Source organism: Promicromonospora noduliphila, from assembly GCF_056951025.1.
This window is the reverse complement of the sequence record NZ_CM167806.1, coordinates 3,419,679-3,439,073: the sequence shown is the minus strand read 5'-3', so window position 1 is coordinate 3,439,073 and position 19,395 is coordinate 3,419,679. Positions and strand designations below refer to the sequence as shown.

The 19,395-nt window shown below is 72.8% G+C and carries 16 protein-coding genes; 10 read left to right on the top strand and 6 right to left on the bottom strand.

Annotated elements, in window-relative coordinates:
* Positions 1–2 precede the first annotated feature (2 nt).
* The 4 genes from AC0QU1_RS15130 (at position 3) to AC0QU1_RS15115 (ending at position 2,934) form a co-directional block, all read left to right on the top strand.
* Positions 3–641 (top strand): hypothetical protein, encoded by a 639-nt coding sequence (locus AC0QU1_RS15130; protein ID WP_483570408.1) that lies wholly within the window; start codon positions 3–5, stop codon positions 639–641.
* A gap of 2 nt (positions 642–643) precedes the next feature.
* The gene (hisH, locus tag AC0QU1_RS15125) at positions 644–1,288 is read left to right on the top strand and encodes an imidazole glycerol phosphate synthase subunit HisH (RefSeq protein WP_483570406.1); all 645 of its coding nucleotides are present in this window, start codon (positions 644–646) and stop codon (positions 1,286–1,288) included.
* An 87-nt stretch (positions 1,289–1,375) separates the two neighbouring features.
* Positions 1,376–2,209 (top strand): bifunctional 1-(5-phosphoribosyl)-5-((5-phosphoribosylamino)methylideneamino)imidazole-4-carboxamide isomerase/phosphoribosylanthranilate isomerase PriA, encoded by an 834-nt coding sequence (gene priA, locus AC0QU1_RS15120; protein WP_483570405.1) that lies wholly within the window; start codon positions 1,376–1,378, stop codon positions 2,207–2,209.
* Positions 2,206–2,934 carry an SseB family protein gene (locus AC0QU1_RS15115; RefSeq protein WP_483570404.1) on the top strand — a complete coding sequence of 243 codons (729 nt, stop codon included), beginning with the start codon at positions 2,206–2,208 and terminating at the stop codon, positions 2,932–2,934. The genes priA and AC0QU1_RS15115 overlap by 4 nt, the downstream gene beginning before the upstream one ends.
* Positions 2,935–3,133: 199 nt before the next feature.
* Here AC0QU1_RS15115 and AC0QU1_RS15110 read toward each other — a convergent pair whose 3' ends face one another.
* From AC0QU1_RS15110 to AC0QU1_RS15100, 3 genes are read right to left on the bottom strand one after another with little or no spacing between them, the layout of a single operon-like run.
* Positions 3,134–3,865, bottom strand: coding sequence for a S1C family serine protease (locus AC0QU1_RS15110; protein ID WP_483570403.1), 732 nt, complete (start codon positions 3,863–3,865; stop codon positions 3,134–3,136).
* On the bottom strand, positions 3,862–4,410 hold the full coding sequence (locus tag AC0QU1_RS15105) for a hypothetical protein (protein WP_483570401.1): 549 nt from the start codon (positions 4,408–4,410) through the stop codon (positions 3,862–3,864). The genes AC0QU1_RS15110 and AC0QU1_RS15105 overlap by 4 nt, the downstream gene beginning before the upstream one ends.
* Positions 4,410–4,787: a DUF1844 domain-containing protein gene (locus tag AC0QU1_RS15100; RefSeq protein WP_483570400.1), complete on the bottom strand. Its 378-nt coding sequence runs from the start codon at positions 4,785–4,787 to the stop codon at positions 4,410–4,412. Before AC0QU1_RS15100 ends, AC0QU1_RS15105 begins: the two co-directional genes overlap by 1 nt.
* Before the next feature lie 98 nt (positions 4,788–4,885).
* Between AC0QU1_RS15100 and AC0QU1_RS15095 the strand changes: the two genes are divergently transcribed.
* From AC0QU1_RS15095 to AC0QU1_RS15070, 6 genes are all read left to right on the top strand, one after another.
* Positions 4,886–7,951: an alpha-mannosidase gene (locus tag AC0QU1_RS15095; protein ID WP_483570399.1), complete on the top strand. Its 3,066-nt coding sequence runs from the start codon at positions 4,886–4,888 to the stop codon at positions 7,949–7,951.
* A 233-nt stretch (positions 7,952–8,184) separates the two neighbouring features.
* The gene (locus tag AC0QU1_RS15090) at positions 8,185–9,471 is read left to right on the top strand and encodes an ABC transporter substrate-binding protein (protein ID WP_483570398.1); all 1,287 of its coding nucleotides are present in this window, start codon (positions 8,185–8,187) and stop codon (positions 9,469–9,471) included.
* Positions 9,468–10,424, top strand: a complete 957-nt coding sequence (locus AC0QU1_RS15085; RefSeq protein ID WP_483570397.1) for a carbohydrate ABC transporter permease — start codon at positions 9,468–9,470, stop codon at positions 10,422–10,424. The genes AC0QU1_RS15090 and AC0QU1_RS15085 overlap by 4 nt, the downstream gene beginning before the upstream one ends.
* Positions 10,424–11,317, top strand: coding sequence for a carbohydrate ABC transporter permease (locus AC0QU1_RS15080; RefSeq protein ID WP_483570396.1), 894 nt, complete (start codon positions 10,424–10,426; stop codon positions 11,315–11,317). The genes AC0QU1_RS15085 and AC0QU1_RS15080 overlap by 1 nt, the downstream gene beginning before the upstream one ends.
* On the top strand, positions 11,314–12,354 hold the full coding sequence (locus AC0QU1_RS15075) for a LacI family DNA-binding transcriptional regulator (RefSeq protein ID WP_483570395.1): 1,041 nt from the start codon (positions 11,314–11,316) through the stop codon (positions 12,352–12,354). Before AC0QU1_RS15080 ends, AC0QU1_RS15075 begins: the two co-directional genes overlap by 4 nt.
* Complete coding sequence (locus AC0QU1_RS15070) at positions 12,351–16,007, top strand: GH92 family glycosyl hydrolase (protein ID WP_483570394.1); 3,657 nt, start codon at positions 12,351–12,353, stop codon at positions 16,005–16,007. Before AC0QU1_RS15075 ends, AC0QU1_RS15070 begins: the two co-directional genes overlap by 4 nt.
* Positions 16,008–16,191: 184 nt before the next feature.
* Here AC0QU1_RS15070 and AC0QU1_RS15065 read toward each other — a convergent pair whose 3' ends face one another.
* The 3 genes from AC0QU1_RS15065 to AC0QU1_RS15055 form a co-directional block, all read right to left on the bottom strand.
* Positions 16,192–17,145, bottom strand: coding sequence for a glycosyl hydrolase family 18 protein (locus AC0QU1_RS15065; RefSeq protein WP_483570393.1), 954 nt, complete (start codon positions 17,143–17,145; stop codon positions 16,192–16,194).
* Positions 17,146–17,346: 201 nt separating this feature from the next.
* Complete coding sequence (locus tag AC0QU1_RS15060) at positions 17,347–18,795, bottom strand: catalase (protein ID WP_483570392.1); 1,449 nt, start codon at positions 18,793–18,795, stop codon at positions 17,347–17,349.
* A 124-nt stretch (positions 18,796–18,919) separates the two neighbouring features.
* Complete coding sequence (locus tag AC0QU1_RS15055) at positions 18,920–19,372, bottom strand: Fur family transcriptional regulator (RefSeq protein WP_483570390.1); 453 nt, start codon at positions 19,370–19,372, stop codon at positions 18,920–18,922.
* Between the last annotated feature and the right edge of the window lie 23 nt (positions 19,373–19,395).

Genomic DNA, 19,395 nt, shown 5'->3' with positions numbered 1-19,395 from the left:
CCATGTCCGACAGCACCAGGCCTGAGAACAGCGGGCCCGAGAACAGCGGGCCCGAGAACAGCGGGCCCGAGAACAGCGGGCCCGACAACACGCCGGCCGGCGACGACCTGCCCGACTTCGACCTCGGCGACCTCGAGATCCCGGACGACCTGTCCTCGCTCACCGGCGCGGGGGAGCCCGAGTTCGCGGCGCTCATCACGCAGATCGCCGGCGCCGAGCCGCTCGCGGCGGCCAGCTCGCTCGCGCAGCTCGACCTGGACGCCGTGCCCACCCCGATCGGCGCCGTCGGTGTGCTGCGGGACCGCTCGGGCGACGCGCCGGAGCGGGCGGCGGCCGCGATCTCCCAGCTCGTGCGGGGCGTCCCGCTCGTCCTGGTCACGCGCACGGGCGAGCAGATGACGGCGGTCCGGTTCGCCGACGGCGCGCGCGGCGACGAGCTCGCGCCGGGCCTCGTGCTGGGCGGCGCACCCGAGAGCGTGGTCGACCTGCTGACCGGCGCCACGACGGTGGCCGACGCCGAGGGTGTGGTCGGCTCGACGTCGATCAGCAGGTTCAAGGCGGTCCGCATGCTCACCTCGGCCGCGCGCAAGGCCCGCAAGAGCCTGGGCAAGGGCGAGCCGGACAGCAAGGGCGGGGCCTGACCGTGGGCGCGCGCGTCGTCGTCCTCGACTACGGCTTCGGCAACGTCCGCTCCGCCGTCCGGTCCCTGGAGCGGGTGGGTGCAGAGGTGACGCTGACCGCCGACCGGGCCACCGCGCAGGACGCGGACGGCCTCGTCGTGCCGGGCGTCGGCGCGTTCGCCGCGTGCATGGCCGGGCTCACGGCCGTCCGCGGGCACGAGGTCGTGGGCCGGCGGCTGGCCGGCAACCGGCCGGTCCTCGGCATCTGCGTGGGCATGCAGGTCATGTTCGACGCCGGTGTGGAGCACGGTCAGCGCACCGACGGCATCGGCGAGTGGCCCGGCGTCGTCGAGCGGCTGCAGGCCGACGTCGTGCCGCACATGGGCTGGTCACCGGTCGAGGTGCCGGACGGCTCGATGCTCTTCGACGGGATCGCCGACGAGCGCTTCTACTTCGTGCACTCCTACGCCGTCCAGACCTTCACCAAGGGCCACGACGAGCACGCCGTCAGCGCGTTCCGGCCCCCGAAGGTCACCTGGGCCGACCACGGCGGCCGCTTCGTCGCGGCCGTGGAGGACGGGCCGCTGGCCGCCACGCAGTTCCACCCCGAGAAGTCGGGCGACGCCGGCGCACAGCTCCTGGAGAACTGGGTGCGCTCGCTCGGCTAGCGACACCGCCCGGCACCGGGCGTCCGCCCGACCGGGACCGGCGCGGCGAACGCCGCCCCCAGAGACACACAGAGAACTTGGAGAGACATGACCGACCGCCTCGTGCTCCTGCCCGCCGTCGACGTGGCCGACGGCCAGGCCGTCCGCCTCGTCCAGGGCGAGGCCGGCTCGGAGACCTCGTACGGCGACCCGCTCACGGCCGCCCTCGACTGGCAGTCCGGGGGCGCCGAGTGGGTCCACCTCGTGGACCTGGACGCGGCCTTCGGGCGCGGCTCCAACGCCGAGCTGCTCGCGCGCGTGGTGAACGAGCTGGACGTGCAGGTCGAGCTGTCGGGCGGCATCCGCGACGACGAGTCCCTTGAGCGCGCCCTGGCCACCGGCGCGCGGCGCGTCAACCTGGGCACGGCCGCCCTGGAGGACCCGGCCTGGACCGCCAAGGTCATCGGCGAGCACGGCGACCGCGTCGCCGTCGGCCTCGACGTGCGCGGCACCACGCTCGCCGCGCGCGGCTGGACCAAGGAGGGCGGCGACCTCTGGGAGGTGCTCGGCCGCCTCGACGAGGCCGGCTGCGCCCGCTATGTGGTCACCGACGTGACCAAGGACGGCACGCTGCGCGGCCCCAACCTCGACCTGCTGTCCGACGTCGCCGCGCGCACCCCCGCGCGCGTCGTCGCCTCCGGCGGCATCTCCTCGCTCGACGACCTGCGCGCCCTGCGCGCGCTCGGCACCATCGAGGGCGCGGTGGTCGGCAAGGCGCTGTACGCGGGCGCGTTCACGCTCCCCGACGCCCTCGACGTCGCGGGGCGTCCGGGCGGCGCGGCCGCCGTGGGCGAGGGCGGCGCGGCCGCCGTGGGCGAGGGCGGCGCGGCCGCCGCGGGCGAGGGCGACCGGGCCGGCGCGGGTGACGGGGCCGCCGAGTGAAGTCCATCCAGCCGACCAGCCAGTTCGCGGGCGACGACGGCTCGGCGGACGCCGAGCTGACGCGCCTGCTGGAGGGTTACACGACCGGCACGACCGCGCTGCGGGACGTCGTCGCGCGGCTCGCCGAGACCCGGGTGCTCGTGCCGGTCCTGGCCGAGGCCGGCGTCGTCGAGCAGAACCCGGACGGGCTGGCCGTGGACAAGGAGGCGTCCTCCGGCGTCGTGGCGCTGGAGGCGCCGGACGGCCGCCGGGCCCTGCCGGTCTTCACCTCCGTGGCGACGATGCGGGAGTGGCGGGCCGACGCGCGGCCGGTGCCGGTCGAGGCGACGCGCGCCGCCCTGTCCGCCGTGAACGAGAACTGGGCGCTGATCGTGGTGGACCCGGCCGGGCCCGCGACAGCGCTCGTCCCGCGGCCCGCCGTGTGGGCGCTGGCGCAGGGGCAGCCCTGGCGGCCCGCGCTGGTACCGCACGAGGACGGGCTGGCCGTGGACCCGGAGGTCGCCTCGGAGGTCACGCTCGCCGCCGCCCCGGTGCAGCACGTGGTCCGCGCGCACGCCGAGCCGGGCCGCACGGCGGAGGTTGCGGTGGTGCTCGCGCTGGACCCCGGCCTGGACCGCGCCGGGCTCGACACCGTGCTGGGCCAGGTCAACGCGCGGCTGGCGGCGTCAGAGGTGATCTCGGCGCGCGTGGACTCGCTGGAGCTGCGGATCGGCGCGGCGCGCTGAGCTCGCGCGAGCCAGCACTCCACGAGCTCGCGTGTGCCACCTCTCCGCGGGTCCGCCCAACTCTCCGCGAGGTCCGCTTCCAGCACGCTGTTGTGCATGCGTCTCGGCCGGAAAGCATGCGCAACATCGTGCTGGAAGCGGACGGTCGAGCCGGCGGGACCGGGCCGGGCCCAACCGAGTCCGCGCAACCGGACCGCGCTCAGCAGCCCTTCGCCGGCGTGAACGCCGTGTCGTCCGCCAGCACGTCCTGGAGCGTGGAGAGCGGCACGAGCAGGCTGTTGTCCTCGGCGGTCTTGGCGTAGACGACGCCGATCACCCGCCCCTTGGCGTCCAGCGCCGCCGACCCGGACGAGCCGGGCTCGACGGGCGCGTCGGTGAGCAGCACCTCGCCCAGGTTCGCGTTCAGCGGGTCCCGCGTGGTGTTGATGACCTCGCCCTGCGTCACGGTGAGCTCGCCGCCCTCCGGGTAGCCCACCACGGTGACGGGGTCGCCCGGCTCGGGGTCGGCCTGCGCCAGCTCGGGGTACGACGGCAGGGGGTCGGTGGTCCGGACGACGGCGAGGTCCGCGAGGCCCGCCGTCGACGTGGCACCGACGGTGATGTCGCGCCCGTCGTAGGTGCTGACCTCCAGCTCCCGCGACTCCGCGACGACGTGCTTGTTCGTGATCAGCGTGTGCTCGTCGATCGCGAAGCCCGAGCCCGTCGACAGCTCCTCGCAGCCCACGTTGCGGATGCGGACCGCCATCCGCTCCACGGCGTCGAACCCGTCGGGGCTCAGCGAGTCGCCGCCCGCGGCAGGCGACAGGTCGACCGGCGTCGACGGCACGATGTCGCTCGGTACCGGCTCCGGCAGTGGCGGGAGCACCCCGCAGCCGCCCAGCGACCCGGTCAGCACAAGAGCCGCCAGGGCGCCGCCCAGGCCACGCCTCACCGGCGCAGCTCCCTCTGCAGCGCCTCGTTGGCGTCCTCCGCGTCCGCGCACAGCGAGTTGACCTGCTGCTCGTACCGGCGCAGGTCCGATGCCTCGTACTGGTCGGCGTCCTTCAGGTAGCCCACGAGCTGCTCCTGGCCCGACACGCACTGCCCGAGCGCCGAGGCCACCGTGGCCGCCGCCGCGCTGACCTGCGTCTGGTAGTCGAGGTACTGCTGCGAGGCGACGTTCTCGTCACCGAGCTGCGCCTTCTCGTTCGCGAGGTCGGTGATCCGCGCGGTCGCCGTGGAGAGCTGGTCCCTGGCGGCCTGCAGCTCCGAGTTGGCGCCGTCGAGCTGTAGCCGCAGCGAGGCCACCTCCTCGGCGTAGCCGTGCGCCTTGGCCTCCCACTCGGCGGCGTTCTGCTGCCAGCGGACGGTGGTGAGCCACAGGTACGCGCCGACCACGATGGTCGCGACCAGGAGGATGGCCAGCCAGCGGGACGCGCGACGCGGCTCGGGGGCCCGCGCGGGCTCGGGGGCCGCCACGACAGGAGCCTCGGTCATCAGACGACGGAACCCGTGTACTTCTCGCCCGGACCCTCGCCCGGCGCGTCGGGGATCACCGACGCCTCCCGGAACGCGAGCTGCAGGCTGCGCAGGCCGTCGCGCAGCGAGCGGGCGTGCTCGTTGCCGATGTCGGGAGAGCTCGCGACCACGAGCGCGGCCAGCGCCGTGATCAGCTTGCGGGCCTCGTCGAGGTCCGTGAGCTCCTCGGCGTCGGGCCCCTCGGCCAGGCCGCACTTCACGGCGGCGGCGCTCATCAGGTGGACGGCGGCGGTGGTGATGACCTCGACGGCCGCGACCTCGGCGATATCGCGTGTTGCCTGGTCAGCGCCTGTTGGAGCATCGATGCCCGCGGGAGTCTCGTCGGTGGTGCTCATGGGGGACATCATTTCATCCCCACGGGGGTGCGAGCGTCCATCAACCTCCCCCTGTAGCCTGCGTGCGTTCAACGGCGACACAGGGGAGGGCCCTTTCGATGCACGACGACATCACACTCACCACCGGCCGTGCGAGGCGGGTGCTGACCGAGCGGATCTGGCCGGCGGTGCACGGGACGTCGGTGCCGCTCGACGTCGAGTGGCACGCCCTGCCGGGGGAGCCGGTTCCCCCTGCGGAGGGCCTGGCCCTCGCGATGGAGCCCTACGAGGTGGGCACGCCCTGGGGCCCCGCCTGGGGCACCACCTGGTTCCGCCTGACGGGCACCGTACCGGCCGACTGGGCGGGCCGGACCGTCGAGGCCGTGGTGGACCTCGGCTTCGACGTCAACATGGCCGGCTTCCAGTGCGAGGCGCTGGTCTACCGGCCGGACGGCAGCACCGTGAAGTCCCTCAACCCCCGCAACCAGCACGTCCCCGTGGCCGACGCCGCGGCCGGCGGCGAACGGGTCGAGCTGTTCCTGGAGGCGGCGTCCAACCCCGTGCTGCTCGACTACCACCCCTTCCTGGTGACCCAGGAGGGCGACACCAGGACGGCGTCCCCGCGCCCCCTGTACACGACCCGGCGCATGGACCTGGCGATCTTCGAGGCCGAGGTGCACGACCTCGCCCTCGACCTGGAGGTGCTCCTGGAGCTGCAGGCCGAGCTGCCCACCGGGCCGCGCCGCCTGCGCGTGCTGCAGGCCCTCGACGACGCCCTCGACGTGCTCGACCTGCAGCGCATCCCCGAGACGGCGGCGGCCGCGCGGGCGGCGCTCGCGGACGTGCTCGCCAGCCCCGCCGAGGCCAGCGCCCACGAGATCTCCGCCGTCGGGCACGCGCACATCGACTCCGCCTGGCTGTGGCCCGTGCGGGAGACGATCCGCAAGGTGGCGCGTACGACGTCGTCCATGGCGGACCTGATCGACCGTACCGACGACTTCGTGTACGGCATGTCGTCGGCGCAGCAGTACGCCTGGGTCAAGGAGCACCGGCCCGAGGTGTGGGTGCGGATCAAGGAGGCGGTCGCCAAGGGCCGGTTCCTGCCGCTGGGCGGCATGTGGGTCGAGTCGGACACCGTGATGCCCTCGGGCGAGGCGCTGGTGCGCCAGTTCTCCCAGGGGCAGCGCTTCTTCGAGCGCGAGTTCGGCCTGCGCACGCACGGCGTCTGGCTGCCGGACTCGTTCGGCTACTCGCCGGCCCTGCCGCAGCTCGTGCGCCGCGCGGGGTTCGACTGGTTCTTCACGCAGAAGATCTCCTGGAACCAGGTCAACGTGTTCCCGCACCACACGTTCTGGTGGGAGGGCATCGACGGCTCGCGCGTGCTGACGCACTTCCCGCCCATGGACACCTACAACTCGCAGCTCTCGGGCGAGGAGCTCGCCCGCGCGACGCGCCAGTTCCGCGAGGCGCGGCACGCCACCGGCTCGATCGCGCCGGTGGGCTGGGGCGATGGCGGTGGCGGCACCACGCGCGAGATGACGGGCAAGGCCCGCCGCCTGGCCGACCTGGAGGGCAGCGCGAAGGTCCGCTGGGAGCACCCGGACGCGTTCTTCGAGCGCGCCCGCGCGGAGCTGCTCGCCTCCCGGCACGGTGACAGCGCTGTCTGGGTGGGCGAGCTCTACCTGGAGCTGCACCGCGCCACCCTGACCTCGCAGCACCGGACCAAGCAGGGCAACCGCCGCAACGAGCAGCTCCTGGTCGAGGCCGAGGCGTGGGCCGCGACGGCGTCGGCCCGGACCGGGGCGGACTACCCGTACGACGAGCTGGACGCCCTGTGGCAGCAGGTGCTGCTGCTGCAGTTCCACGACATCCTGCCCGGCACGTCGATCGCCTGGGTGCACCGCGAGGCCGTCGCGCAGCATGCGGCGGTCACCGCGGGCGCGCAGGTGCTCATCGAGCGTTCGCTGCGGGCCCTGGTGGGCGAGGGCGACGTGGCGCTCCGGGCGAACCCCGCCGTGTTCGCCCAGGCCGGGGTGCCCGCGCTGGGCGTGGCCGCGGCGTCCGCTCCGGCCGCGGCCCCCAGCACCCTGACCGAGCTGCCCGACGGCGGCTACGTGCTGGCCAACGACCTGGTCCGGATCACGCTGGACGGCGCGGGCCACGTGACGTCCGCGGTCGACCTGGCCACCGGCCGGGACGCGGTGGCGCCGGGGCGCGAGGCGAACGTGCTGCAGCTCCACCAGGACTTCCCGAACAAGTGGGACGCCTGGGACGTCGACCGGTTCTACCGCAACTCGGTGACCGACCTGCGCGAGGCCGAGAAGGTCACGGCCGGCGTGGAGGACGGCGTGGCAGTGGTGCGCGTGCACCGGACGTTCTCGTCCTCCAGCCTCGACCAGGTGCTCAGCCTGGCGCCGGGCAGCCGGACCCTCGAGGTCGCGCTGGAGACCGACTGGCACGAGGCCGAGAAGTTCCTCAAGGTCGCCTTCCCGCTCGACGTGCGGGCCGAGCACGTGGCCGCCGAGACGCAGTTCGGCTTCCAGAAGCGGGTCACGCACACCAACACGAGCTGGGAGGCCGCCAAGTTCGAGACCTCCATGCACAGGTGGGTGCTGGCCGAGGAGCCGGGCTTCGGCGTCGGCCTGGTCAACGACTCGTCCTACGCCTACGACGTGACGCGCGAGGTGTCCGCCGCCGGTGTGGCGCCGGCGGCCGGGTCGCCGGCGGTGACGACCACGGTGCGGCTGTCGCTGCTGCGGGCCCCGCGGTTCCCCGACCCCGAGACCGACCAGGGGCTCCAGACGCACCGGTACGGCCTGGTCGTGGGCGCGGACACGGCGGCGGCGACCCGGGCAGGCGCGACGTTCGGCGCCCGCCCGCGCGAGCTGCGCGGCGCGGCCGGCGTCGAGCCGCTGGTCAGCGTGTCCGGCGGCGTGACGCTGTCGGCCGTCAAGCTCGCCGACGACCGGTCGGGCGACCTCGTGGTGCGGGTCTACGAGGCGCTCGGGCGCCGCGCGTCGGGCACCGTCACGGTCGCGGCGCCGGTCGCGGCGGCCCGCGAGGCGAGCCTCATCGAGGACGACCTGGCCGAAGCCCCGCTCACCGTCGAGGACGGCGCCGGAACCGTCGAGGTGACGCTGTCCCCGTTCGAGGTCCGCACCCTCCGCTTCACGCTGCGCCGCTGAGGCGGGCCCCGCGCCCTCCCGTGTGGTCGGCAGAATGTCAGGTGATCGGCAGCTCGGAATGCCGATCACCTGACATTCTGCCGACCACCTGACGTTTTGCCGATCGCGCGGCGCCAGCTCTTGACAGCACCCGGGTACAGCCGGGACGCTGTCGGTGCTAAAGCGCTTTAGTCGGCGCGGAGCGACGGCATGTACCCCAGGACGCGACGATGCATCTGCTGGAAGGAACTGTCATGAAGATCAGGAGGATCAGGGCTGCGGGGGTCGCCCTGACCGTGCTGGCCGCCCTCGGCGGCTGCGCCCTCAACGGTGCGGGCGGCGCGGGTACCGACACCGGTGCTGACGCATCGGGCGAGGTGACCGGCGAGGTCACGCTCCAGACGTGGGCGCTCAAGCCCAACTTCACCGAGTACGTCGAGGGCGTCATCGACGACTTCGAGAGCGAGTACCCGGGCACCGAGGTGACCTGGCTCGACCAGCCGGGTGACGGCTACTCCGAGAAGGTGCTCTCCCAGGCGGCGGCGGGTGAGCTGCCCGACGTCACGAACCTGCCGCCCGACTTCGCGCTCTCGCTCGCGCGCGAGGGCATGGTCACCGACCTCACGACGGTGGACGACACGCTGGCGGACACCTACGTGGCCGGCGCGCTGGAGGCGTACCGGTACGCGGGCGTCGAGGGCACGTTCGGCTACCCGTGGTACCTCACCACGGACCTGAACTACTGGAACACCGAGATGTTCGAGGACGCGGGCCTCGACCCGGCGGCGCCGCCCACCAGCCTCGACGAGCTCGTCGAGCAGGCGCGCACGATGATGGACGCGACCGGCGAGTACCTGATGAGCCGCAAGCCCGGCCTCGGCGACTTCGCTGCGGAGGGCCTGCCCGTGCTGTCCGACGACGGCACCGAGTTCACGTTCAACACGCCGGAGGCGGCCGCGCTGCTCGACGTCTACCGCGACGCGTACGCCGACGGCCTCATGCCCGACGACGTGCTCACCGACGCCTACCTCGGCAACAGCCAGCTCTTCACCGAGGGCAAGGTGGCCTGGTCCACGGGCGGCGGCAACTTCATCGACAGCGTGCTGGAGAACAACCCCTCGCTGGACGGCAAGATCACGCCGTCGCCGTACATGGGCGCCACCCCGCTGTACGTGCAGGGCCTGTCGGTCTCCAGCCAGTCCGCGAACCTGCCGACGGCGATAGCGCTGGCCCAGTTCGTGACGAACGCCGCCAACCAGGAGGCGTTCGCCGCCGAGGTGCCCGGCGTCTTCCCGTCCACCTCGGCGTCGCAGGAGAACCCGGAGCTCGCCGAGAGCGACGGCTCGCCGCAGGGCGACGCCAAGGCGATAGCGTTCAGCAACCTGACCACCGCGCAGGTGCTGCAGCCGGTGGAGGTCAACGAGGCGATGACCACCATCATCAACCAGCAGTTCGCCGCGGCGATCGCCGGTGACAAGACCTCGCAGGAAGCCCTCGACGCAGCGGTCGAAGAGTGCAACAAGCTGCTCGCCGACCAGTGACGGCGGCCCGTGGGGCCCGGACCCGAGCGGTCCGGGCCCTGCGGCCCGGCGCCCCGCAGCCCGTGCCCCGCACGCACGCCGTCCGGACCCACGCCTGGTTCACGCCGTGGCTGCTCGTGGCCCCGGCCGTGGTGTTCCTGCTCGCGTTCAACCTCTGGCCGACGGCGAACGCGTTCTTCCTCGCCTTCACGAACGTGCGGGTGCTCTCCGGTGGTGAGCTCGTGGGGTTCGCCAACTTCGAGCGCATGCTGAGCGACGCCCAGCTCGCCACCGCGCTGGTCAACTCGATCGTCTACATGCTCGTGTGCGTGCCGTTCCTGCTGATCGTGCCGCTGGGGCTCGCGGTGCTGGTCGAGAAGAAGCTGCCCGGCATCGCGTTCTTCCGCACTGCCTTCTACACGCCCGTGGTGGCCTCCGCCGTCGTGGTCGCCCTCATCTGGGGCTGGCTGCTCGACGACCGCGGCATCATCAACGCGATGGCGCTGCAGCTCGGGTTCATCACGGAGGCCGTCCCGTTCCTCACCGACCGCTGGCTGGTCCTGTTCAGCGCCATCAGCCTGACCATCTGGAAGGGCCTGGGCTACTACATGGTGATCTACCTGTCGGCGCTGGGCGGCGTGCCGCGCGAGCTGCACGAGGCCGCCGCCGTCGACGGGGCCGGCGCGCTGCGCCGGTTCTGGTCCGTCACCGTCCCCGGCGTGCGCAACACCATGCTGCTGGTGTCGGTGATGATCACGGTGTCGGCGCTGCGGGTGTTCGCTGAGCTCTACATCCTGACCAACGGCACGGGCGGTATCGGAGGGGCCGACGTCTCCGTGGTCATGCTCATCCAGATGTACGCGCGCGGGTTCAGCGGCAACCTGGGGTACGCCTCCGCGCTGTCCCTGCTGCTGTTCGTCATCACGCTCGGCCCGCTGCTGGTCATCGCGCGGATCAACCGGGGGAGGGACTGATGGAGGTCACGTCACGGGAGGTCACCTCACGCGAGGTCACGTCACGCACGGGGGCGCGCGGGTTCGCGACGCCGTCGCCGCGCGAGGTGGTGCTGCGCTACGTGCTGCTGGTCCTGGTGCTGCTCATCACGATCGGCCCGTTCCTGTGGCAGCTCTCCACGTCGCTGAAGGGCGCTGGCGAGGAGATCTATACGGCCAGCCCGAGCTTCCTGCCGAGCGAGCCGACGCTCGACAACTACGTGCGGGCGTTCGAGGCCGTCCCGATCCTCGGGTTCGCCGGGAACTCGCTCGTGGTGGCCGGGATCGTGGTGGTCGGCAACATCGTTGGCGCCACCATGGCCGGGTACGCCCTGGCCCGGCTGCGGTTCCGCGGCGTCCGGCTGGTGCTCGGCGCGATCGTGCTGACCCTGCTCCTGCCGGGCGAGGCGACGATCGTGGCCCAGTACCTGACGATCCGGCAGCTCGGGCTCGCCGACACCCTGGTGGGCGTCGCCCTGCCTGGCGCCATCGGCATGCTGAACGTGCTGCTGATGCGCACGGCGTTCGCGGCGATCCCCAAGGAGCTGGACGAGGCGGCGATCGTCGACGGCGCGAACGCGTGGCAGCGCCTGCTGCACGTGGGCCTGCCCAACGTGCTGGGCATGCTCGCCGTCATCGCGATCTTCTCGTTCATCGGCGCATGGGACGACTTCCTGTGGCCCCTCATCGTCCTGACCACGCCGGACCATTTCACGCTCACGGTGGGCCTGGAGTACCTGTCGGGCACGTTCACGAACAACCCGCGGGTCGTGGCGGCGGGCACCATGATCGCGTTCATCCCCATCGTCGTGTTCTTCGCGGTGCTGCAGCGGTACTTCTTCCGCGGCGTCTCCGAGGGAGCGATCAAGGGGTGACGCAGAGCCAGGGCCGACGGCCCACCATCGCCGACATCGCGGCGCACGCCGGTGTCTCGCCGACGGCGGTGTCGTTCGCGCTGAACGACCGCCCCGGCATCAGCGAGCAGACCAGGGACCGCATCCTGGCCGCCGTCGCCGAGCTCGGGTGGCGGCCCAACGTCGCCGCGCGCGCCCTCAGCGGACGGCGGGCGGACACGGTGGGCCTGGTCGTCGCGCGCCCGGCGCGGACGCTGGGCGTCGAGCCGTTCTTCGCCCAGCTCGTCTCGGGGCTGCAGGCCCGGCTGTCGACCGACCTCGTGGCCCTCCAGCTCCTCGTCGTCGAGGACATGGCGGCCGAGCTCGACGTCTACCGGCGCTGGGCGGCCGAGCGGCGCACCGACGGGGTGGTCGTGCTCGACCTGGAGCGGGACGACCCGCGCCCCGACGAGCTGGTGCGGATGGGCCTGCCCGCGGTGCTGGTCGGCGGTGACGGCGTGCCAGGACCCGTGCCGGCGGTGTTCCCGGACGACCACGCCGCCATGACCGCGCTCGCCGAGCACCTCGCCGCGCTGGGGCACGTGCACGTGGGGCACGTGGGCGGCATCCCCGCGTACGTGCACTCCGCGCGCCGGGTCGCCGCCCTGCACGACGCCGGGCCCCGGCTCGGCCTGCGCATCACCACCGTGCCGACGGACTTCTCGCAGGACGAGGCCGCGGCAGCCACCAGGGCGCTCCTCGCCCGCGACGAAAGGCCCACCGCCATCGTCTACGACTCCGACGTCGCCGCGCTCGCCGGCGTCACCGTACTGGCCGGGGCCGGGCTCAGCGTGCCCGGCGACATCTCCGTCGCCTCCTTCGACGACTCCGAGCTCGTGCGCCTCGCGCACCCGCCGCTCACGGCGATGACCCGCGACACGTTCGAGCTCGGCGAGCTCGTGGCGGCGACCGTGCTCTCGCTGGTCCGCGGCGAGCCCGTGCCCGACGTCGTGGGCGCGCCGACCCCCGAGCTGACCGTGCGCGGCAGCACGGGCCCGGTCCCGGCGGGTGCGGCGTGACGGGGCACGTCCCGGCGGACGCGGGCATGACGGGCCCGGCGTACGCCCCGGCCGGGCGCCCCGGCGTCGGGCTGACCAGCGCGCACGCGCGGCAGGTGCGGCACGACGGCGCGGCGCGCACGGTGGTCCTCGACGGCCTGGACGTGCCGGTCGAGGCGGGCATCGAGCTGCGCTACGCCCTCCTGCCGGTGCTCGACGGCGACCTCACCTACCGCTCCACCTACGTGGCCGTCGACCTGCTGCTCGACGACGGCACGTGGCTGTCGCAGAGCGCGCCGGGCCTCAGGGACCAGTACGGCATGCCCGCCACCGCCGTCGGACAGGGGGACGCGCGGATCCTGCTGGCCGACCACTGGAACCTGGTCCGGGTGGACCTGTCCGGCGTGGCCGCGGCCGGGCGGCGCGTGCGCGCGGCCGCCCTGGTGACCGCGCCGCCGGACGGCGGGAGCTGCGAGGTGTGGCTCGACGAGGTGGTCGTGGGGCCGCGTGCGGTGCGGGGTGTCGTCGGCGGTGGTGCCGGTCGCGGTGGCGCTGATCGTGGTGTTGTCGGCCGCGGGGCTGGTCGCGACGACGCCGGGCATGGTGGTGCCTGGCGGACCGATCTGGTGGACACCCGGCGGGGCACCCACTCGTCGGGCGCGTACTCCCGGGGAAACACGGTGCCGGCCGCGGCCGTGCCGAACGGCTTCACGATGTGGGTGCCGCTGACCGACGCGTCGTCGGACCGCTGGCTCTACTCGTGGGCCGCGCACAACGGCCCGGACAACCGGCCGCGGCTGCAGGGCATCGGCATCTCGCACGAGCCGAGCCCGTGGATGGGGGACCGCGACCAGCTCGCGTTCCACCTGGTCCCGGCCGGGCCCGCCGGGTCTGGGTCGGGCGGGCCTGGGCTTGGCGGGTCCGACGAGTCTGGCGGGCCCGCGCTTGGCGGGCCTGACGGATCTGCTGGGTCTGTGTCTGGCGGGCCTGACGGATCTGCTGGGTCTGTGTCTGGCGGGCCTGACGGATCTGCTGGGTCTGTGTCTGGCGGGCCTGACGGATCTGCTGGGTCTGTGTCTGGCGGGCCTGACGGGCGCGGCGACGAGATCCCCGACGCCGCCCTCGCGGCCCGCGCGATCGCGTTCTCGCACGACGACGAGACGGCCCGGCCGCACCTGTACTCGGTCGACCTGGACGGCGGCGCGAGCGTGGCCGTCGCGGCCTCCGACCACGGCGGCGTGCTCCGGTTCACCTTCCCGCCCGGCGCTACGACGGGCCACCTGCTGATCGACGCCGTGAGCGACGCGGGCGCGGACGGCGCCCCGGTCGAGGTGACGGTGCACGACGACGGGACGTTCACCGGCTGGAGCGACCACGGCAGCGCGCTGTCCGTTGGCCGCAGCCGCATGTACGTGGTGGGCCGCATCTCGCGGCCGGTGCTGCGCACGGGCCGGGCCAGCGGGCGGGACCATGCCACCTACGCGACGGTGGCGCTGGACTCGGCCGCCGTCGAACCCGGCGCGGCGACCCGAACTGGCGCCGAACCCGGCGCGGCGGCCGTACCCGACGACGTGGCGGGCCGCACGGTCGAGGTGCGCGTGGCGACGTCGTACCTGAGCCACGACCTCGCCTGGCTCGCGCTGGAGCGGGAGGTGTCGGGGTCGTTCGAGGAGGTGGCCGACGCCGCCCGGGCGCAGTGGGAGGACCGTCTCGGCGTGCTCGACGTCGAGGGTGCCACCGAGGAGCAGCAGGTCACGCTGTACTCCAACCTGTACCGGCTGAACCTGTACCCGTCCTCGTACACCGAGGTGGGGGCCGACGGCGAGGCGGTGCACGCCTCGCCCGTGCTCGACGGTGCGCCCGCCGTGCCCGGCGAGCTGTTCGTGAACCACGGCTTCTGGGACACCTACCGCACGTGCTGGCCGGCCTATGCGCTGCTGTACCCGCGGGAGGCCGCGCGGCTGGCGGACGGGTTCGTGCAGCAGTACCGCGAGGGCGGCTGGGTAGCCCGGTGGTCGTCGCCGGGCTACGCGGACCTGATGACCGGCACGTCGTCCGACGTCGCCTTCGCCGATCTCTACCTGCGCGGCGTGCCGCTGCCCGACCCGCTCGCCACCTACGACGCCGGGCTGCGCAACGCGACGGCGCTGCCCACCCGGTCCGGCGTGGGCCGCAAGGGCCAGGACTTCGCGCTGACCCACGGCTGGGTGCCGCGCGACGTCGAGGAGTCGGTGTCCTGGAGCCTGGAGGGCTACATCAACGACGCCGGGCTGGCGCGGATGGCGCAGGCGCTCGCGGAGGCGCCGGCGACCCCGGACGAGCGTCGCCGCGCCCTGCGCGACGAGGCCGCCTACCTCCGGCAGAGCGCGCTCGGCTACGTGCACCTCTTCGACCCGCAGACGCGGTTCTTCCGGGGACGGGGCCGGGACAGGGTATTCGGTTCCGGCTCGTTCGACCCCGGCGAGTGGGGCGGTGACTACACCGAGTCCGACGCCTGGAACTTCCTCTTCCACCCGGTGCACGACGGCGCGGGCCTGGCCGCCCTGCACGGCGGTACCGAGGGACTGGCGCGCCTGCTGGACCGGTTCTTCGCCACCCCGGAGCGGGCGGACAAGCCGGGGACCTACGGGTCCGTGATCCACGAGATGATCGAGGCGCGCGACGTGCGCATGGGCCAGCTCGGGCAGTCCAACCAGGTGTCGCACCACATCCCGTACGCGTGGCTGTTCGCGGGCCGGCCCGACCGCATGCAGGAGACCGTCCGCGAGATCCTCACGCGGCTGTGGACGGGCAGCGAGATCGGGCAGGGCTACCACGGCGACGAGGACAACGGCGAGATGTCGGCGTGGTACGTGCTCTCGGCGCTGGGCCTGTACCCGCTGGAGATCGGCTCTCCGCGCTGGGCCGTCACCGCGCCGCTCTTCGAGCGCGCCGTGGTACATCGCCCCGACGGCGACCTCGTGGTCGAGGCCCCCGGCGCCGCCGGCCGCCCGTACGTGGCGGGTCTTTCCGTGTCCGACGGCGACGGCACCGCACGGGCGGTCACGTCACCGTCCGTGAACCACGAGGATCTCGTCGGGGGAGCAACCCTGCGGTTCACCCTGTCCGGAACACCTACACGCTGGGGCGTGCCGACACCGGACGGTCGGAGCAACGCCAGCACTGGTGCTAGTGCTGGCGCTGCTGCGGATACTGCTGGCCGCGGCGCTGATACCGGTAGTGCCGGCTCGGTGGCCGCATCCGGCCGGCCGTGGCGGCGAGTGGGTGGCCGCTGGTACGGCGGTGCCGGCGAGCCGATGCCGCTCCTGACGGACGGCGACCTGACGACATCGGTCATGGTCGCAGGGACGCTGCGGTGGCAGCTCGCGGGGGAGGGCGCGCAGGATGCCGTGCTGCGTGCCTACACGCTCACCTCCTCGTTCTCCACGTCGACCTCCTCGGCGGATCGGGGCGACGTCCCGCCGCCGTCGGACGTCCGGCCGCCGTCGGCATGGCGCCTGGTGACGGACGAGGGGAAGGTGCTGGACGAGCGTTCAGGGCAGGAGTGGCGGTGGCCCGGCCAACTGAGGCCGTTCGTCCTGGACGAGCCGGTGCCGCTGGCCGGGTCGGCGGGGCTGCGGCTGGAGCTCGCCGACGGGGGCGTCCTCGCCCAGGTCGAGCTGCTCGCGAGCTAGGCGCCGAGCCAGTGTGCTGCCCGGTGCGCGAGCGCTCCGGAAGGCGCCGGGAAGAGGTCCTCGCGGGGGTGGGTAACGCTGCAGTAGACATTGTCTACACAGCGTTACCCACCCCCGGGAGCAACTGTTCCCGGGCGGCCACCAAACTACCTCGACAAGCGCCGGCGATCAGGCTCCTGGCGACTCAGGAGCCGACGACGTCGGCCGCATGTGCGAACCAGCTCGCGCGCCCGCCGCCGTTGTACCCGACGGAGTTGAAGTACTCCCAGCCGAAGACGCCGCCGAAGTCCGGGTGAGCGTCCACCAGCGAGCCGACCGTCGCGTCGAAGGTGGGCCAGTCCACGTACCCGCTGCAGTTGGCCGGGTTGGTCACCGTGCCCGCCACCACGCGGCCGGGCGTGAACCCGTTGGCGAGGATCTGGTTGTAGACGGTGGTGGACCGCAGGTCGCCCCAGCCGCAGTAGAACTGGGTGTTGTACCAGTTGATCCGGTCGCCTGCCCGGCGCTCGAGCTCCGCGTAGGAGAAGCCGCCGGAGAAGCTCGACCGGCCGGCCATGTCGGTGGCGACGGGCGTGAGGGTGATGACGAAGTCGGGACCGAAGTCGGCGCGCAGCCGGTCGACCAGATGGATCGTGTCCGTGAGCGAGAACGTCTCCTCGATGTCGAGGTCCACGCCGTCCAGGCCGTAGGTGCGCAGGAAGTCCCGCAGCACCGGGTAGAACCGGTCGAAGTCCTCGCGCAGGTAGCGGTAGGTGCCCGGCGCCGCGCCGCCGACGAACGCGCTGACCGTCACGCCCTGGTCCTGCATCGTCGCAAGGTCGTCCCACATCACGCCGAGCTCGGGGTGGCTGGCGGGGATGTCGTTGACCGTGAGGGAGGCGTCGGCGTTCAGGTGGATCGCGCCGACGTTCACGTCGGTGACCGAACCGAGCAGGGGCTTGGGGTCGACGTACCGGCGCACGCCGTCGGAGCCGGTCTCGTAGATCGTCTGGTAGAAGGCGATGACGCGGTGCGAGGCCTCGGTCGGTGCCGCCTCCGGGTCGTGCTTCGGTGCCGAGGTCGCCGGGCCGGCCGCTGCCGTCAGTGCCAGCAGGCCCGCCGTGAGAGCGGCCCCGAGTCGTCTGAGCGAGCGAGACATCGTTGACTCCCTTGTTCTGTGCGGTTCGTGGGCGCCGTCCACGCTAAAGCGCTTTAGAGCGCATCCAGGACGCTAGCGGCCGCCGACGCCGTCGGGCAAGAAGCTCGCCCGGAAACTGCGGAGATCCCTGATGCAGTTCCCGGACGCAGCCGAGGCCGGGTTCCCGCCACGGGAACCCGGCCTCGGTCGCGTCCGGAGACGTCAGGCGGAGACGGCCGCGCGCAGCTTGGCGCCCAGCTCCTCGTCGACGTTCGTCCAGTACTGGAAGAAGCGCTCGCGGATGTCGTCGACGGTGATGGCCTGCCCCTGACCGGTCAGGGTCTCCAGCAGACGGGCCTTGGCGCCGTCGTCGAAGACCTCGCGGTAGAGGGTGCCGGGCTGGCCGAAGTCGCTGTCCTCGCTGTGCAGCGTGGCGGCCGTGCGCACGAGCTCGCCGTCCGACTCCCAGGCGCCGTCCTGGCCACGGGCCGGGTCGGCCACGGGGCCGCCGAACGAGTTGGGCGCGTAGTTCGGCACGCCCACCTCGTTGAAGTGGTGGCGCTGCGCGCCGTCCTGCGAGTAGTTGTGCACCGGCGCGGCGTGCGGCTGGTTCACCGGGATCGACTGGTAGTTGGTGCCCACGCGGTAGCGGTGCGCGTCCGGGTAGGAGAACACGCGGGCCATCAGCATCTTGTCGGGCGAGATGTCAGTGCCGGGCACCTGGTTCGCCGGGGAGAGCGCGATCTGCTCGATCTCCGCGAAGTGGTTCTTCGGGTTGCGGTTCAGCGTGAAGTGGCCGAAGTGGATCAGCGGGTAGTCCGCGTGCGGCCAGACCTTGGTCAGGTCGAACGGGTTGAACCGGTAGGTCTTGGCGTCGTCGTACGGCATGACCTGGACCTTGATGTCCCAGACCGGGTTGTCGCCGCGCTCGATCGCCTCGTACAGGTCGCGGCGGTAGTAGTCGGCGTCGGCACCGGCGATCTTGGCGGCCTCGTCGTTGCTGAGGTACTTCACGCCCTGGCGGGAGATGAAGTGGTACTTGACCCAGAACTTCTCGCCGGCGGCGTTGGTCCACAGGTAGGTGTGCGAGCCGTAGCCGTTCAGCTCGCGCCACGAGGCGGGCAGGCCCCGGTCGCCCATGAGGTAGGTGACCTGGTGGGCCGACTCCGGCGACAGGGTCCAGAAGTCCCACTGCATGTCGGCGTCGCGCAGACCCGACCAGGGCAGGCGCTTCTGCGAGTGGATGAAGTCGGGGAACTTGATCGCGTCGCGGATGAAGAACACCGGCGTGTTGTTGCCGACGATGTCGAGGTTGCCCTCGGTCGTGTAGAAGCGCAGCGCGAACCCGCGCACGTCGCGCCAGGTGTCGGGGGAGCCCAGCTCGCCCGCGACGGACGAGAAGCGCAGCGCCACCTCGCCCTTCGCGCCCGGCTGGAAGGCCGCGGCGCGCGTGTACTGCGACACGTCGCCCGTGATCTCCCACTCACCGAAGGCGCCACCGCCCTTGGCGTGCACGATCCGCTCCGGGATGCGCTCGCGGTTGAACTGCGCGAGCTTCTCGACCAGGTAGCGGTCGTGGAGGACCGTTGCGCCGTCGGCGCCGACGGTCAGCGAGTGCGCGTCGCTGACGACCGGCGTGCCGGTCTGCGTGGTGGTGAAGGGAGTAGTCATCTCGTGGCTTGCCTTCCTCTGCTGCTTGCGGGGGTTCTTGCGGGTTCCAGCGGGGCCGGAAGTCTCTTCGATCTCGGTGGGCGGTCTCGGTGGGCGGCATGGTGGCGGGGCGGTCCGACGGCGGTCACGCCTCCGCCGCAACGTCGCGGGCACGGCAGTCCGGGCACAGGCCCCAGTAGGTGACCTCTGCGGTCTCGACCACGAACCCGTGGTCGTCGCTCGGGGTGAGGCAGGGCGCGTGGCCGACGGTGCAGTCCACGTCGCCGATGGCGCCGCAGACGCGGCAGACGACGTGGTGGTGGTTGTCGCCGGTGCGGCGCTCGTAGCGGGCCGGGTGGCCGGCGGGCTCGATGCGGCGCAGGAGGCCCGCGTCGGTCAGCGCGTGCAGCACGTCGTAGACCGCCTGCACGGACACGGTGCCGAGCTCCGCGCGGACCGAGCTCAGGACGGCGTCGGCCGTTGCGTGCTGGTTCTCGCCCACCGCGTGCAGCGCCGCCACACGAGGGGCGGTCACGCGCAGGCCGGCGCCACGGAGCAGTTCCTCCGGCGTCGCGGCCGCGGGGGCGGTCGGCGTCATGTCCACGACCCTAGACCCTAAAC

Bases quoted from the DNA above. Each gene is read 5' to 3' on its own strand.
- AC0QU1_RS15090 (WP_483570398.1), top strand. From the start codon at position 8,185: ATGAAGATCAGGAGGATCAGGGCTGCGGGGGTCGCCCTGACCGTGCTG.
- priA (WP_483570405.1), top strand. From the start codon at position 1,376: ATGACCGACCGCCTCGTGCTCCTGCCCGCCGTCGACGTGGCCGACGGC.
- AC0QU1_RS15080 (WP_483570396.1), top strand. From the start codon at position 10,424: ATGGAGGTCACGTCACGGGAGGTCACCTCACGCGAGGTCACGTCACGC.
- AC0QU1_RS15105 (WP_483570401.1), bottom strand. From the start codon at position 4,410: ATGACCGAGGCTCCTGTCGTGGCGGCCCCCGAGCCCGCGCGGGCCCCC.
- AC0QU1_RS15065 (WP_483570393.1), bottom strand. From the start codon at position 17,145: ATGTCTCGCTCGCTCAGACGACTCGGGGCCGCTCTCACGGCGGGCCTG.
- AC0QU1_RS15095 (WP_483570399.1), top strand. From the start codon at position 4,886: ATGCACGACGACATCACACTCACCACCGGCCGTGCGAGGCGGGTGCTG.
- AC0QU1_RS15060 (WP_483570392.1), bottom strand. From the start codon at position 18,795: ATGACTACTCCCTTCACCACCACGCAGACCGGCACGCCGGTCGTCAGC.
- AC0QU1_RS15130 (WP_483570408.1), top strand. From the start codon at position 3: ATGTCCGACAGCACCAGGCCTGAGAACAGCGGGCCCGAGAACAGCGGG.
- AC0QU1_RS15100 (WP_483570400.1), bottom strand. From the start codon at position 4,787: ATGAGCACCACCGACGAGACTCCCGCGGGCATCGATGCTCCAACAGGC.
- AC0QU1_RS15055 (WP_483570390.1), bottom strand. From the start codon at position 19,372: ATGACGCCGACCGCCCCCGCGGCCGCGACGCCGGAGGAACTGCTCCGT.